General features: G+C 59.6%; 13 protein-coding genes. 2 read left to right on the forward strand and 11 right to left on the reverse strand.

The window, feature by feature from the left end:
* From P5540_19000 to P5540_19050, 11 genes are all read right to left on the reverse strand, one after another.
* Positions 1-188: succinate dehydrogenase/fumarate reductase iron-sulfur subunit (locus tag P5540_19000; GenBank protein ID HRT66903.1), on the reverse strand; the 188-nt coding region annotated here is incomplete at its 3' end.
* Positions 188-2,113 carry a fumarate reductase/succinate dehydrogenase flavoprotein subunit gene (locus P5540_19005; GenBank protein ID HRT66904.1) on the reverse strand — a complete coding sequence of 642 codons (1,926 nt, stop codon included), beginning with the start codon at positions 2,111-2,113 and terminating at the stop codon, positions 188-190. The genes P5540_19000 and P5540_19005, both read right to left, overlap by 1 nt.
* Positions 2,114-2,135: 22 nt before the next feature.
* Positions 2,136-2,840, reverse strand: coding sequence for a succinate dehydrogenase cytochrome b subunit (locus P5540_19010; protein ID HRT66905.1), 705 nt, complete (start codon positions 2,838-2,840; stop codon positions 2,136-2,138).
* A 3-nt stretch (positions 2,841-2,843) separates the two neighbouring features.
* On the reverse strand, positions 2,844-3,497 hold the full coding sequence (locus P5540_19015) for a 2-oxoacid:acceptor oxidoreductase family protein (protein ID HRT66906.1): 654 nt from the start codon (positions 3,495-3,497) through the stop codon (positions 2,844-2,846).
* On the reverse strand, positions 3,494-4,366 hold the full coding sequence (locus P5540_19020) for a 2-oxoacid:ferredoxin oxidoreductase subunit beta (GenBank protein HRT66907.1): 873 nt from the start codon (positions 4,364-4,366) through the stop codon (positions 3,494-3,496). The genes P5540_19015 and P5540_19020 overlap by 4 nt, the downstream gene beginning before the upstream one ends.
* On the reverse strand, positions 4,363-5,502 hold the full coding sequence (locus tag P5540_19025) for a 2-oxoacid:acceptor oxidoreductase subunit alpha (GenBank protein HRT66908.1): 1,140 nt from the start codon (positions 5,500-5,502) through the stop codon (positions 4,363-4,365). The genes P5540_19020 and P5540_19025 overlap by 4 nt, the downstream gene beginning before the upstream one ends.
* A 35-nt stretch (positions 5,503-5,537) precedes the next feature.
* A complete protein-coding gene (locus P5540_19030) occupies positions 5,538-5,798 on the reverse strand; it encodes a 4Fe-4S binding protein (GenBank protein ID HRT66909.1) in 261 nt (86 codons plus the stop codon).
* 49 nt (positions 5,799-5,847) lie between these two features.
* Positions 5,848-6,768, reverse strand: a complete 921-nt coding sequence (sucD, locus tag P5540_19035) for a succinate--CoA ligase subunit alpha (GenBank protein ID HRT66910.1) — start codon at positions 6,766-6,768, stop codon at positions 5,848-5,850.
* On the reverse strand, positions 6,768-7,928 hold the full coding sequence (gene sucC / locus P5540_19040) for an ADP-forming succinate--CoA ligase subunit beta (GenBank protein ID HRT66911.1): 1,161 nt from the start codon (positions 7,926-7,928) through the stop codon (positions 6,768-6,770). Before sucC ends, sucD begins: the two co-directional genes overlap by 1 nt.
* A 228-nt stretch (positions 7,929-8,156) precedes the next feature.
* Positions 8,157-9,563: a sigma-54 dependent transcriptional regulator gene (locus P5540_19045; protein ID HRT66912.1), complete on the reverse strand. Its 1,407-nt coding sequence runs from the start codon at positions 9,561-9,563 to the stop codon at positions 8,157-8,159.
* Positions 9,560-11,164 carry an ATP-binding protein gene (locus P5540_19050; GenBank protein ID HRT66913.1) on the reverse strand — a complete coding sequence of 535 codons (1,605 nt, stop codon included), beginning with the start codon at positions 11,162-11,164 and terminating at the stop codon, positions 9,560-9,562. The genes P5540_19045 and P5540_19050 overlap by 4 nt, the downstream gene beginning before the upstream one ends.
* Before the next feature lie 404 nt (positions 11,165-11,568).
* Here P5540_19050 and P5540_19055 point away from each other — a divergent pair, with 404 nt between their 5' ends.
* Positions 11,569-12,891, forward strand: coding sequence for a citrate synthase (locus P5540_19055; GenBank protein HRT66914.1), 1,323 nt, complete (start codon positions 11,569-11,571; stop codon positions 12,889-12,891).
* Positions 12,884-14,122, forward strand: a complete 1,239-nt coding sequence (icd, locus tag P5540_19060) for an isocitrate dehydrogenase (NADP(+)) (protein HRT66915.1) — start codon at positions 12,884-12,886, stop codon at positions 14,120-14,122. The genes P5540_19055 and icd overlap by 8 nt, the downstream gene beginning before the upstream one ends.
* Positions 14,123-14,300 lie beyond the last annotated feature (178 nt).

Genomic DNA, 14,300 nt, shown 5'->3' on the forward strand with positions numbered 1-14,300 from the left:
CAATTGCTTTCGAACGCGATGGGCTCGATGCCGGCTTTTTGCAGCCCGGCGTTGACGATGTCGAGCATTTCGAGGAAGGAGATGTCGGTGGAAATGTCCCGGGCTTCGTGGGTTTCGAGGTGTCCCTTGGCCTCCGGGCCTTCCTGGCGCCAAACCTTCAGGGTGATGGAGATGGTTTTCTCGTTCATCAAGCGTAGCTCCTTTGAACCAGCTTGACCTCTTCAAAACGGAGGGGTTCCTTGTGGAGCCTGTGGGTTTCGGATACGGAATCGTATTCCCATGCCGCCACATGGCAGAATGCATCGTCGTTGCGCCGCGGTTCGCCTTCGTCCGTCTGGTATTCCTCGCGGAGGTGGCTTCCGCAGGATTCGTTTCGTTCAAGCGCGTCCCGGCACATCAGTTCGGCCAGTTCGAGGAAATCCGCCACGCGCCCCGCGCTTTCCAGGAGTTGATTGAACGATCCCTGTGAACCGAGAACGTTTACGTTGTTCCAAAACTCCTCGCGCAATTCCGGTATCCGTTTGAGCGCCTCGTTCAACGAGTCGGCGGAACGCGCCATGCCGCACGTGTTCCACAGCAGCAGACCCAGTTCGCGATGCAATTCGCGGACCGTCTTCTTGCCCTTTAGCCCGATAAGCCGGTCCAGTCGCTTCTGCGTTTCACGGGCCGCGTCCCGTGCGGACGGGTGATTGGCGTCTGCATTCGCTTTTCCCGCGCCGGCCAGGAAGTCGCCGATGGTGTATGGCAGGATGAAGTAGCCGTCGGCCAGTCCCTGCATGAGCGCGCTGGCGCCGAGCCGGTTCGCGCCGTGGTCGGAGAAATTGGCCTCGCCAATCACGAACAGGCCCGGAAGCGTGCTCATCAGGTTGTAGTCCACCCAGAGGCCGCCCATGGTGTAATGGGCCGCCGGATAGATCCGCATGGGGGTTTTGCGGGGATCCTCGTCGGTAATGCGTTCATACATCTCGAAGAGGTTGCCGTATTTTTCGTCGAGCGACTGGATGCCCTTCCGCGCGAGGGCATCCTCGAAATCGAGGTAGACGGCATATCCGCCGCGCACGCCGTGGCCGTCGTCGCAGACGCGCTTGGCCGCGCGCGACGCCACGTCGCGCGGCACCAGATTGCCGAAACTGGGATACCGTTCCTCGAGGTAATACCAGCGTTCTTCATGGGGAATTTCGGCGGGGGGGCGCGCATCGCCCTTGGCTCGGGGCACCCAGATCCGCCCGTCGTTGCGGAGACCCTCGCTCATCAGGGTGAGTTTGGACTGATGCTCGCCGGAGACGGGGATGCAGGTGGGGTGAATCTGCGTGAAGCAGGGATTGGCGAAATATGCGCCGCGCTTATGGGCGCGCCACGCGGCGGTCGCATTCGACATGACCGAATTCGTCGAGAGATAAAAGACGTTCGCATAGCCGCCTGTGGCGAGAATAACCGCGTCGGCCATGTGCGTTTCGATGCCGCCGGAGACAAGGTTCCGGCAAACGATGCCCACGGCGCGGTTGTCCGCCACGATTAGATCGAGCATTTCGCGGCGCGGGGTGAGTTCCACGTTGCCGCGGGCCGCCTCTTTCATCAGCGCGCCATAGGCCCCCAAAAGCAACTGTTGGCCGGTCTGACCGTTGGCGTAGAAGGTCCGGGACACTTGCGCGCCGCCGAACGATCGGTTGTCGAGATAGCCGGAATATTCGCGGGTAAACGGCACGCCCTGCGCGACGCATTGGTCAATGATGTTGCCGCTCACTTCCGCAAGGCGGTAGACGTTCGCCTCGCGGGCGCGAAAATCGCCCCCCTTCACTGTATCGTAGAAAAGGCGCCTGACGCTGTCGCCGTCGTTCTGGTAATTCTTGGCCGCATTGATTCCGCCCTGTGCGGAGATGCTGTGGGCGCGGCGGGGCGAATCGCACAGGCAGAAGACCTTGACGCGATACCCCAATTCCGACAGGGAAGCGGCGGCGGACGCCCCGGCCAGCCCGGTGCCGACGACAATCAGCGTGTATTTGGGTTTGTTGGCCGGACTGACAAGCCGGATTTCAAACTTGTGCCGCGACCACTTTTCCGCAATGGGTCCGGCGGGTATCTTCGCGTCCAGCGTGCCGGTTGAAGAATCCATAATACCGTCTTTCATGGCCTGGTCAAGGATGAAGCGGCGCCAGATACGTCGCCGCGAGCACATACAGGGGTATTGAAATAAACGCGAAAGCGACCAGCGCGCCTGCCGCCTGCGCCGCGCGCTTTATCGCGGTCATGCCGCAGCGTGGCAACACGCCGAACGTCATCCAGACTACCGCCACGGCGTTGCTGAAATGGAGTCCGACCGCGCACAGCGCCACGATGTACAGCGCCGAATGCAGCGGATCGGCAAATGAATTCCAGACGATGCCGTACAGTCCGAGGCTTTCCCTCGCGAAAGGCCCGCCCGGCAGCACGGATACGGGACCTGCCTGATCCCGAAGGGCGAAATCGGCGATGTGGAAAACGAGAAACGCGAAGAGGGTCAATCCCGAATACAGCATGGTCCGCTTGGCGAAATTGGGTTCGCACGCTTTTTGGCGGACGGCGTACCGCGTGGCGCGCGCCGCGCGGCTGTCGATCGCGAGCCAAATTGCGAATGAGACATGGACAATGAAGGCCGCCAAAAGCCCCAGGCGGGCAAACCACAGCAACGGCCCCAGCGAGTGGAGATGCTTCGCGTAGGCGTTGAAACGTTCGGGACCGGCGAACAGAAAGAAGTTTCCGGCCAAATGTCCAAGAATGAAAAGGATTAGGACGATTCCCGAAACGCCCACCAGCAATTCTTTTGCAAGGGATCCAATACGAAATGCACAAACATGCTTCATTAATCAGCCCGCTTTCCCGCAGAGAGCCATTCGTTCGCGCCGGAACCATGCGGGCGGCATGGGCGCATTGCGATAGCGTTCCTGTTGCCGGAGCGCGGCGCCTTCCCGAAAACCCACTTCCAGGGCCAGTTTGTTTTTTTCTTCCGTGCCCTTCGGCGCGCGGGCAAGAACGGCCTGCATGAGCGCTTCACGGGGGACAATATCCGTTATCGCGGCAATGGCGCCCAGCGAGATGACGTTGGCCACCATGACATTCTGCACTTCCTCGCGGGCCAACTGGGTCAGCGGAAGGCCGAAATACAGGCAATCGGGCGGATCGGCGACAAGCGTTTCGTCAAGAATGAGCGTGCCCTGTTCGCGAAGATCCGGGTAGTATTTGTCCAGCGCTTCCTGGGTCATGGCCAGCAACAGGTCGAGCCGGAACGGTTTCGGGTAGTAGATTTCCGTCGGGGACACGACGATATCCGCTTTCGAAGCGCCTCCGCGCGCTTCCGGACCGTAGGATTTAGTCTGGACGACGTTCAAAGAAGAGTCGTTTCCGATCGCTTCGCATAAAAGCATCGCGGCCAGCATCATGCCTTGGCCGCCCGAACCGGAAAGGCGGATTTCATAGCGCGCGGCGGGCACTTGCAGTTGCTGGAAGGTCGCGGCGCTCATGCTTCTTTGCCTTTCGTGAAGCGATCCACCAGTTTCTGGTATTCGTCGCACAATTCCGTCTTTTCCGTGTCGCGGTGCAGTACGCCCGTGACGATCAGGTCCTTGGTTTCTTCGGGGGAAACATTTTTGATCCGGTTGACCGACGCGGCTTTTTCCTGAAACATGCGGAGCAGGGCGGTGGCCTGCCCCAGCCGGTTCAGGCGTCCGTAGTATGTGTGGCAGTTCGAGATGATTTCGACGAACGAAAAGCCCCGGTGCGAGATGGCTTCCGTGATGACGCGATCCATTTGCGGGGTGTGGTAGACGGTGGTCCGGGCGACGAACGTCGCCCCGGCCCCCTGCGCGAGACTACAGGCCTCGAAATTTTTTTCCGCGTTGCCGTAGGGGGTGGTGGTGGCGAACGCGCCTGACGGCGTCGTGGGCGACACCTGGCCGCCGGTCATGCCGTAGGTGTAGTTGTTGATCAGGATGGTCGTGATGTCAATGTTTCGCCGGCAGGCGTGAATCAGGTGGTTGCCGCCGATCGAAAGCGCGTCGCCGTCGCCGGTGATGACGATGACCTTGAGATCCGGCCGTGCGAACTTGACGCCGGTCGCGAAGGCCAGCGCCCGTCCGTGGGTGGTGTGCAGCGCCTGAAAGTCCAGATAGACCGGCATGCGGCTGCTGCAACCGATGCCCGACACGAGCGCGATTTCGTCTTTCGGGATGCGCAATTTTTCGATGGCCCGAACCAGGGAACTCATGACGATGCCGTTGCCGCAGCCGGGGCACCAGAGGTTTGGAAAGCGCTTGTGCGGGCGCAGGTAGTCCAGAAAAACGTCCGATTTCATTTGGCGCTTGGGAGGGGATTCCGTGGCCACGACGCTCATGACGAGACCTCCTGTATTTTTTCGATGATTTGCGCGGGGGTGAAGATTTCGCCGTCGTATCGAAGGAGCGAATGCACGGAAACAGTCCGCGGAGCCATGCGCTCGACTTCGTGGATGAGTTGGCCCATGTTCAGTTCGGCGACGATGACGTTGCGCGTGTTGAGCAGAATTTCGCGCAAACGCTTCGATGGAAACGGCCAAATCGTCAAGAGTTGGACGCATCCGGCCTTGATCCCCGCTTCTCGCGCCTGCATGACGGCTTCAAGGGTGGTGCGCGAAACGGAGCCATAGGAGACGATCGCCACTTCGGCGTCGTCCATCCAATCGAGGCGCAGTTTTTCGATTTCATCCTGGTAATCCTCGATTTTGTGGCGCAGTTTGTCGAGGGTTACAACGATTTCGTCCGGGCGATTGGTGGGAAATCCGCGGGGGTCGTGCGTGAGGCCGGTCGCGTACCATCGGTACCCATCGCCGTAGGCTGGCAAGGGATTCACGAGGTTCTCGGTGGGGCCGTAGGCCATGTATTCGTCCGGGTCGCAGGTGGGCTTGATCCGGTTGACGATTTCATACTCGCCCGGTTCCGGCAGCGACACCATTTCCTGCATGTGGCCGATGACTTCATCGAGCAGAATCGTCACGGGCGTGCGAAAACGCTCGGAAAGATTGACGGCGCGCACGGTTTCGGTGAAAGTTTCGGCGACGGTCGAAGGGGCCACGGCGATGGCCGTATAGTCGCCGTGGGGGCCCCATCGGGCCTGCATCGTGTCGGCCTGTCCCACTTTGGTCGGCAGGCCCGTCGAGGGGCCTCCCCGCTGCACGTTCACGATGACGCAGGGGGCTTCGATCATGTAGGCATAGCCGATGTTTTCCACCATGAGCGAGTAGCCCGGGCCGGACGTGGCCGTCATGGACTTGAGTCCCGCGATGGATGCGCCAATCACGGCGCCGATCGAGGCGATTTCGTCTTCCATCTGGATGAATCGCCCGCCCAGTTTCGGAAATGCCCGCGCGCAGCCTTCGGCCACCTCGGTCGAGGGCGTGATCGGATATCCCGCGTAGAAGCGGACCCCGGCGTATATGGCGCCTTCGACGCACGCCTGGTTTCCCAAAAGAAAACGTCTTTTTTTGGCCGGCATCTTGGCCTTCCCAAAAGCACGCGCGAGAATGGCGCTCAGTTGACGTTCGACGTGATGGCGAAATCCGGGCAGTGCATCCAGCAAATGCCGCACTGGGTGCATTCTTCGGGATGCGCCACGACCGGCATGCGGTTGCGGTCCGGTTCGAGCACACAGCGGGGACACAGGGCGGAGCAGATGTCGCATCCCTTGCACCACGCCAGATTGATCTTGATTGGAGACTTGCGCGTGTAATCAACCGTGGTTCTTGCCGCGGAAATCGCCATGCCGTCGGATACCGTCTTTACTGCTTCCATCGCTCATTCTCCCTGGGTTTATTTCGTCAAAGTGCTTTGTGGACACTCGTTACGCATATTGGTACGCTTTTCGTTCGGATCGGGGGACCGCGTCAAGGTCTTGGTTCAAGACCCGGGCCACGAATTCCGGCAATTCGGTGGGCGAGCCGGCCACCGGCACGCCCGCGCGGTTGAGCGCGGCGATTTTGTCCGCCGCCGAACCGGAGGATCCCATGACGATCGCGCCGGCGTGGCCCATTCGCTTGCCCGGCGGGGCCGTCTGACCGGCGATGAACGCCACGACGGGCTTGGACATGTGCTGCTCGATGAAGCGGGCGGCGGTTTCTTCGTCGCTGCCGCCGATTTCTCCGATCAGGACCACCGCGTCGGTCGCCGGGTCGTTTTCGAAGGCTTCAAGGCACGCGACGAAATCCGTGCCGATGATCGGATCGCCGCCGATGCCCACGCAGGTCGTCTGGCCCATGCCCGCCTGCGTCAGCGCCCAGATGGCCTCGTAGGTCAGGGTGCCGGAACGCGAGACGACGCCCACATTTCCGGGCGTGACCAACGATCCGGGCATGATGCCCACCTTGCACTCGCCCGGCGTGATCAGGCCGGGGCAATTGGGGCCGATCAGCCGAACACCCGCCGCACGGACCCGCGCATACACGCGCATCATCTCGTTCGCCGGGATGCCTTCCGTGATGCAGACAATCAACTTGATCCCGGCATCCACGGCTTCGTACATGGCGTCCGCGGCCAGCGCCGGAGGAACGTAAATTGCCGTCGCGTCAATGCTGAACCGCGCGGCCGCCTCTTCGACCGTGTTGAACACGGGGATGCCGTCCACCAGCGTGCCGCCTTTGCCCGGCGTCACGCCGGCGGCTACCTTCGTCCCGTAGTTTTTCATTTGCCGCGCGTGGAAAGATCCGTCCCGGCCCGTAATGCCCTGAACCAAGACGCAAGTCTCCCTGTCAACGAAAATGGACATTATTTCCTCCGTTCCTGTGCGGAGTCCTGTGCGCGGGACATTTCGATGGCCTTTTTGACCACTTCGTCGAGGGATGGGGCGGTGGGCAGGCCGGTGTGCCTGAGAATGTCCGCCGCCGCGGCCTCGTTGGTGCCGGCCAGCCGAATCACGACGGGCACGGCGGGCTGGAACTGCCTGAACGCTTCCACGATTCCGGTGGCGACGTCGTCGCACCGCGTGATGCCGCCCAAGATATTGATTAGAATGGCGCGGACTTTCGGGTCCGACAAGATGATTTTGATGGCCGTCACGACTTTCTGGGGGTTCGAGGAACCGCCAATGTCGAGGAAATTCGCCGGTTCGCCGCCGTAGCGCTTCACGAGGTCCATGGTGGCCATGGCAAGCCCGGCCCCGTTGACGATACAGCCTATCGTTCCGCCCAGTTTTATGTAGGACAGCCCCGCTTCACGCGCTTCGGCTTCGGCCGGATCTTCCGCTTTGGGATCGCGCATGGAGGCAATGGCCGGCTGGCGGTACAACGCGTTGTCGTCTATGTTCATCTTGGCGTCGAGGGCGATAATCCTGCCTTCGGGATTGGCTATCAGCGGATTGATTTCGGCCAGGGAGGCGTCGCAATCCTCGAAAACGCCATAAAGTTTCAGAATGATATCGGCGGCCTGTTTGGCCAGCACGGGATCGTCGTAGAGGTAGTAGGCCAGCCTGCGTGCTTGGTAGGGATGTATTCCCTCGACAGGATCGATGTGCTGCCGTCGAATTTTCTCCGGCGTCCGGGCGGCCACGTCTTCGATATCCACACCGCCGGCGGACGATACCATGATCACGGGTTTCTTGGCGTTTCGGTCGAGTACGATACCCACGTACGATTCGGCGAGGGGCTTTTCCGCTGTGGTTACCAGCACCTCATGGACCGGAAGCCCCTTGATAGTCATGCCCAGAATTTTTTCGGCTTGGGCGCGGGCTGTTTCCGGGTCGTCGGCAAACAGGATCCCGCCGGCCTTGCCGCGTCCCCCGACATGCACTTGGGCCTTGACGACGACCGGCTTGCCGATTCGGCGAGCGATAACCTCGGCTTCCCCGGGGGTTGCAGCGATATCCCCCTCGGTGACCGGTATGCCGTGTCCGGCAAAAATCTGTTTCGCGTTGTGTTCATGAATAACCATCGCGGGATCGCATAAGCAATCTTGGGGCCAACGCCGGAAAGACCGTTATGGATTCGGTTTATAAGAGCATAACTTATTTTTCAAAAAAGACTTACAGACGTTTTTGATATGGCAGGGCATGGCAAGCGTTCCAAGACAACGGCCTGTTCCTTACGGAACTCCGCAAGGTGTTTGCGGAATGGCGTAAACGGAGGGTAATCGGTTTTCGGCCGTCGAATTTCGGTTCTATTATTTCGTTTCGGAGGGTGTGTCGCCGTTATCAGGGGCTTGAGGCGATTGCCCCAAAGTGCGAATGCCGTGCTTGGCGAGTTTGTCCCGGAAGGTGGACAATTTCATGCCAAGGCTTGCGGCGGCGCGGCTTTGATTCCCGCCGGTTTTTTTCAGCGCTTCGATGAGGAGGGAGCGTTCGTTGGACTCGATGGCTTTCTTGAAGGATTGCGGATGGCCATTTTCCTGCGGCGACTCCAGGTTGCCGCATCGGATTTCAGGGGGGAGATCCTGGCAGCCGACTTCAAGCCGGTTGCCCAGTCGCAAGAGTACGCGCCTGACGACGTTTTGCAGTTCGCGGACATTGCCCGGCCATGAATAGTCCCATAAAACACTCAGGGCCTCGTCGTTCATTTTGGGCGGGGTCTCCTGCGTGCTGTACAGTTTCAGGAAATGGTCCGCCAGCAGCGGGATGTCCTCGCGCCGGTCCCGCAGGGGGGGGATCCAGATGGGAAACACGTTGAGCCGGTAAAACAGGTCGCTGCGAAACGCGCTGTCGGCCACGCGCTTGCGCAGGTCCACCTTCGAGGCGGCGATAATCCGCACGTCGGCCTGAATCGAGGCGACGCCGCCGACGCGTTCATAGGGGTGGCCTTCCAAGACACGGAGCAATTTCACCTGGATGCCCATCGGCACGTCGTCTATTTCGTCCAGGAACAAGGTGCCCTTGTCCGCCAGTTCGAAACGGCCCGGCTTGCTGTCAATAGCCCCGGTGAACGAGCCGCGTTCGTGTCCGAACAGTTCGCTTTCCATCAACTGTTCCGAGAGCGCCGCGCAGCTTACCCGCACGAAGGGATTTTTTTTGCGCGCGCCGCGCCGGTGAATGGCCGTGGCAAACATTTCCTTGCCGGTTCCCGTTTCGCCCCAGAGGAGAACCGGCACATCGCAGGCGACGGCGATGTCGAGCAGTTCGAAGGTGTTTTTCATGGCGGGGCTTGTGCCGATGATCTCGCCGTGATGGGTGGCCTTGGCCAGTTCGGCCTTGAGCGAGGCGTTTTCGCGCTTGAGCGCGTGCATTTTGGCGATTTTTTCGAGGATTAGGATGAGTTTCGTGCTTTCAAAGGGTTTCGTGATGTAGTCGAATGCGCCCTGTTTCATGGCCTGTACGGCATTTTCCACCGAGGCATAGGCCGTAATCATGATGACTTCGGTGTCGGGCCAGCGCCGCTTGATTTCCGACATGAAGACGATCCCGTCCATGGCTTTCATGCGCAGATCGGTCACCACCACGTCGAAACGTTCGGCCTGCAAGTGGACCAGTCCTTCCTCGGCGCAGGCGGCCACGTCGGTTTCATACCCCGCCTCGACCAAGTCGTCGCGCAGGGCGGTCCGTTTGATGCGTTCGTCGTCCACCAGGAGAATTTTCATGCTGAAAACGCCCTTTCGTTGCCGACGGTTTGATCCCAGGCATCCGCGGCCGGCAAGTAGACATGAAACACGGCGCCTTTTCCCACGGTTGACTCCACTTCGATTGTGCCGGAATGAACCTCGACAATTTCCCTGACGATGGCCAGCCCAAGCCCGGTTCCCTTTCCCGGGTCCTTTGTCGTGTAAAAGGCATCGAATATCCTGGGCAGGTGTTCGGGCGCAATTCCACATCCGTTGTCTTCAACGTCAACGCGGACGCGCGGCATTCCCGCGGGCGCCGGATCGGTCCGCACACGAAACGTCAGCGTGCCGCGGGCCATGGCGCCTGCATCCGGAGGCGCGCCCTCCTCGATGGCAGACAATCCGTTCAAGGCCAGGTTGAGAAAAGCCTGTTCCATATAATAGCGATCGCACATTATCGCCGGGATGTCGTCGGGAACGTCCATTTCGATTTCGATCGCCTTCTGGCGCGCCATGACACGAATCAAAGCGGCAACGTTTTCGAGGATGGCGCCGGCGTGTTCCGGTTTCAAATTCATTCCGCGCTGCTGGGAATAGTCCAGCAGCCGTTGAATCACGCCCGAAACGCGACGGAGCGCATGCTTCATCATGTCGAGATAATCCAGATTTTGCGAAAGGTTCGCCGGGTCGCGCTGCAGGCGTTCGAGACAACTCAATACGCCGTCCAAGGGGTTGTTGATTTCGTGGGCGACTCCCGCCGCGAACTGGCCGATGGACGCCAGGCGGTCCGCGCGAAGAATGCGGCGCCGCGACTCCTCCAGACCTTCCGTCATCCGGTTGAACGCCACGGCCAGGCGGCCCAGTTCGTCGTCGGAATCAACGGGAGCGCGCACGCTGAAATCGCCTTTTGCGACGATTTTGGTGGCCTCGAGCAGGGCGTTGATGGGTTTTCCGAGGACGTAGGTCAGCAGCAGGGCTGAACAGACCGACGCCAGCAGGCACAAACCCATGCCGACCAGAATGGCGCGGTTGACTGTCGCGAGATCACGCCCCAGCCGCTTGTCGCCCACCCCCAAGCGGACGGAGGCGCGGCTTCCGTCGCCGATCGGCACGGTCACTTCGAGGACTAGCCCCTCGGAACGCCGGTAGGCCCGAAGCCCTCCCGACGGCAGGACCACCTGCGGTTGCACTTCCAGCAATTCTTCGGGGATTTCCACCGGCGACAGGCTTTCATGGCACCGGGAGCAGAGATCGCCGTTTTGTTGGGCCAGATCGGGTGGCGCCTCGCGCGGGAAGGTAAATCCGTGCGACAGGAGGGTTCCTTCGGCATCCTGCACGACGATATAGCGAACGCTTGGAAAGGCGGTCATCGTCTCGTTCAACGCTTGGTCCATGACTGATTTTTGATTGAGGTCGGCGGATTCGAGGCGGGCCGACAAGGAAAGCGCCACCGACAACGCCATTTCCCCGCGCACCTGATAGTGCGCGTCGAAGACACTGCGCCGCATGACGTAAAAGGCAATCGTGGCAAACAGAATGCTAATCAGCAGACCTATGCCGAAAACCTTTACATACAGGGGCACTGATACCAAGCGCCAACGAAGACGCTTGGCCGCGATGACGGGATTTCGCAGAATCACGCCGGACGATGCCTTCCGGTTGGTTTTTCATTTTTTATCATAAGCGACAGTATTGTGGCAATGACAGCAGAAAAAGTCAATAACCAGACAATGATATGCGAAAATCCGGTTTATGGGTTGCGGATTTCCGTAAGCCCAAGGATAGATCGTGGAAGAAGAAATTCGTGCGCGTCGGAGCGCTTCCAATGTAATTCATTGTCTTTTAGGATCTTACACCTATTGCTTTTTTGGCTGGTTTTTTTATGAAAATTGGCGTCACTCTTGCTTGGAGAGGTTGGCATAACCTTCCTTGTTGCCGGGTTGTGCCTGGATTTGGAAAAGGCAGATATGGTGAATAGCCTTTCTGCAGGGCTGAACGTGATTGTCGGATTGATATTCCAACACATACAGGAGAAACGGCGCCCATGAAGAACAATGTGAAATTGACGGTGGACGGACAGGAACACGAGTTTCCGGTTATCGAGGGTTCGGAAGGCGAGCGTGCGATGGACATATCGTCCTTGCGCGACAAGACGGGCCTCGTGACCTACGATCCGGGGTATGCCAACACGGCGTCGTGCAAAAGCGATATAACTTTCGTGGACGGCGACAAGGGCATTTTGCGGTACCGGGGCTATCCGATCGAGGAACTGGCGGTTCGTGCAAAATTTCCCGCGGTAGCGCATCTTCTCATTTACGGGCATCTGCCCAACCGGGAACAGTCCGCCGAGTGGCGCCGCAAACTGACGCTGAACAGTTATATTCACGAGGATCTGCTCAAGTTCTTCGAGGGGTTCCCGCCGCAGGCGCATCCCATGGCCATTTTGTCGGCCATGGTGGCGTCGCTTTCCGCTTATTACCCTCATTTCGACAGCGAGGAGGAAACGGATCTCAACATTGTCCGTCTGTTGGCCCAAGCAAAGACCATCGCGGCATTTTCGTACAAAAAGTCCATCGGTCAGCCGCGCATCTATCCACGCACCGAATTCAGTTATGCCGCGAATTTCCTGCGGATGATGTTTGCGACGCCCGCCGAGGAATACGTGGTTCCGCCGGTCCTCGAAGAGGCGCTCAACATGCTGCTGATCGTCCATGCGGATCACGAGCAGAATTGCAGCACGTCCACCGTCCGAATGGCCTGCAGCAGCCGCACAAATCTCTTCTCGGCGGTGTCCGCGGGAATTTGCGCGTTGTGGGGACCGTTGCACGGCGGGGCCAACCAGGCCGTCATCGAAATGCTCGAAGGCATCCAGGCGGACGGGGGCAATTACCGGGTTTTCATCGATCGGGTCAAGCGGAAAGAGGCGTTGCTCATGGGTTTCGGTCACCGGGTCTACAAGAACCACGATCCGCGGTCGCGCATTCTGAAGGCGTCCATGGATAGAATCCTGAACGAACTGGGCATCCACGATCCGCTGGTGGAACTTGCCAAGAACATCGAGGAGATCGTGCTGGAAGACGATTTCTTCGTTTCGCGGAAACTGTATCCGAACGTGGACTTTTACAGCGGCATTATTTACCGGGCCATGGGCATTCCGACGAACATGTTCACGGTCATGTTTGCGTTGGGCCGCATTCCGGGTTGGATTGCGCATTGGCGCGAGATGCACCTGAACACCGGCGAAAAGATCCACCGGCCGAGGCAAATCTACACGGGATTGAACATGCGGCCGTTGCTGGGCCTGTATTCCGAGGATCAAACCGGCGCCAAGACCGGTGCAACCGCCAGGAGAAGAGCCAATGCCTGAGTATCCGCATATCAAAACGCCCGCCGGCGAGAAAATTACGTCGAAAAACGGCGTTCTGCAAACGCCCGACCACCCCATTCTGGCGTTTATCGAGGGCGACGGGATCGGTCCGGATATCTGGCGCGCTTCGCGTTTTGTGTTCGACGCCGCGGTGAAGCATTGTTACGGCAACCGGCGCGCCGTGGCCTGGATGGAAGTCTATGCGGGCGAGAAGGGAAACGCGGTGTGCGGTTCGTATCTACCCGACGAAACGCTCGAGGCCATCCGGGAGTATCGGATAGCCATCAAAGGCCCTTTGACGACGCCGGTCGGCGGCGGTTTCCGCAGCCTGAACGTGGCGCTTCGGAGGGAACTGGATCTTTTTGCCTGCGTGCGCCCCGTGCGCTATTTCGATGGCGTGCCCAGTCCGGTGCGGACGCCCGAACGGGTGGATATGGTTATTTTCCGCGAAAACACGGAAGACGTGTATTCCGGATATGAGTTGCAGGAAGGCTCGGAAGATGCGAAGAAACTGCTGGCCTTTGCCCGGCAGGAATTGGGATGGGATATCCGGCCGGATTCCGGCCTGGGCGTCAAGCCCATCAGCAAGACCGGCACGAAACGCATCGTTCGCGCCGCGTTGGACTATGCGATCCGCCATGGACGGAAGTCGGTGACGCTCGTCCATAAGGGCAACATCATGAAATATACGGAAGGCGCGTTCCGCGAGTGGGGCTACGGCCTCGTCCGCGAGGAATTTTCGGAGGCCGCCGTGACCTGGGACGACTGCGGGGGCCGTTCCAACGGAAAAGTGCTCGTGAAGGATACCATCGCCGACATTTTCCTTCAGCAGATTCTCACGCGTCCGGACGAATTCGACGTGATCGCCACGATGAATCTGAACGGAGACTACATCAGCGATGCGCTTGCGGCGCAGGTGGGCGGTATCGGCATCGCGCCAGGCGCCAACATCAACTACGAAACGGGCGCGGCCGTCTTTGAGGCGACGCACGGTACGGCGCCCAAATACGCCAACCTCGACAAGGTCAATCCCAGCAGCCTGATTCTGTCCGGCGTGATGATGTTCGAGCATCTTGGCTGGAACGAAGTGTCGGACGCCATCATGCGGGCGATTCTCAAGACGTTCAAGGAGAAAACCGTCACCTACGATTTCGCGCGGCTCATGAACGACGCCAAAGAGGTCAAGTGCAGCGAATTCGCCCAGGCGCTGGTCGGTCATTTGGACGGCTGATCGGATTGCATCAGGGAAAGCGGAAATATCCGGGATCGTCCGCTAGACGATAGGAACGGGATGGGCCAGGAACGCGTTTCGCTTCCCGGGTAAAGTCCATGTAGCCCAGAAAATAAAGAGAAACGCGGCGCGCCGTCTGTGGAGGACGGCGCGCCGCGTCGGTTTACGGATAGGTTAT

The sequence above is a fragment of the Candidatus Hydrogenedentota bacterium genome, assembly GCA_035450225.1.
Taxonomy (GTDB): domain Bacteria; phylum Hydrogenedentota; class Hydrogenedentia; order Hydrogenedentales; family SLHB01; genus DSVR01.

What these genes read in the sequence shown, in the direction of transcription:
- P5540_19005 (HRT66904.1), bottom strand. Translation starts at nt 2,113, where the DNA reads ATGGATTCTTCAACCGGCACGCTGGACGCGAAGATACCCGCCGGACCC.
- P5540_19010 (HRT66905.1), bottom strand. Translation starts at nt 2,840, where the DNA reads ATGAAGCATGTTTGTGCATTTCGTATTGGATCCCTTGCAAAAGAATTG.
- P5540_19015 (HRT66906.1), bottom strand. Translation starts at nt 3,497, where the DNA reads ATGAGCGCCGCGACCTTCCAGCAACTGCAAGTGCCCGCCGCGCGCTAT.
- P5540_19020 (HRT66907.1), bottom strand. Translation starts at nt 4,366, where the DNA reads ATGAGCGTCGTGGCCACGGAATCCCCTCCCAAGCGCCAAATGAAATCG.
- P5540_19025 (HRT66908.1), bottom strand. Translation starts at nt 5,502, where the DNA reads ATGCCGGCCAAAAAAAGACGTTTTCTTTTGGGAAACCAGGCGTGCGTC.
- P5540_19030 (HRT66909.1), bottom strand. Translation starts at nt 5,798, where the DNA reads ATGGAAGCAGTAAAGACGGTATCCGACGGCATGGCGATTTCCGCGGCA.
- sucD (HRT66910.1), bottom strand. Translation starts at nt 6,768, where the DNA reads ATGTCCATTTTCGTTGACAGGGAGACTTGCGTCTTGGTTCAGGGCATT.
- sucC (HRT66911.1), bottom strand. Translation starts at nt 7,928, where the DNA reads ATGGTTATTCATGAACACAACGCGAAACAGATTTTTGCCGGACACGGC.
- P5540_19045 (HRT66912.1), bottom strand. Translation starts at nt 9,563, where the DNA reads ATGAAAATTCTCCTGGTGGACGACGAACGCATCAAACGGACCGCCCTG.
- P5540_19055 (HRT66914.1), top strand. Translation starts at nt 11,569, where the DNA reads ATGAAGAACAATGTGAAATTGACGGTGGACGGACAGGAACACGAGTTT.
- icd (HRT66915.1), top strand. Translation starts at nt 12,884, where the DNA reads ATGCCTGAGTATCCGCATATCAAAACGCCCGCCGGCGAGAAAATTACG.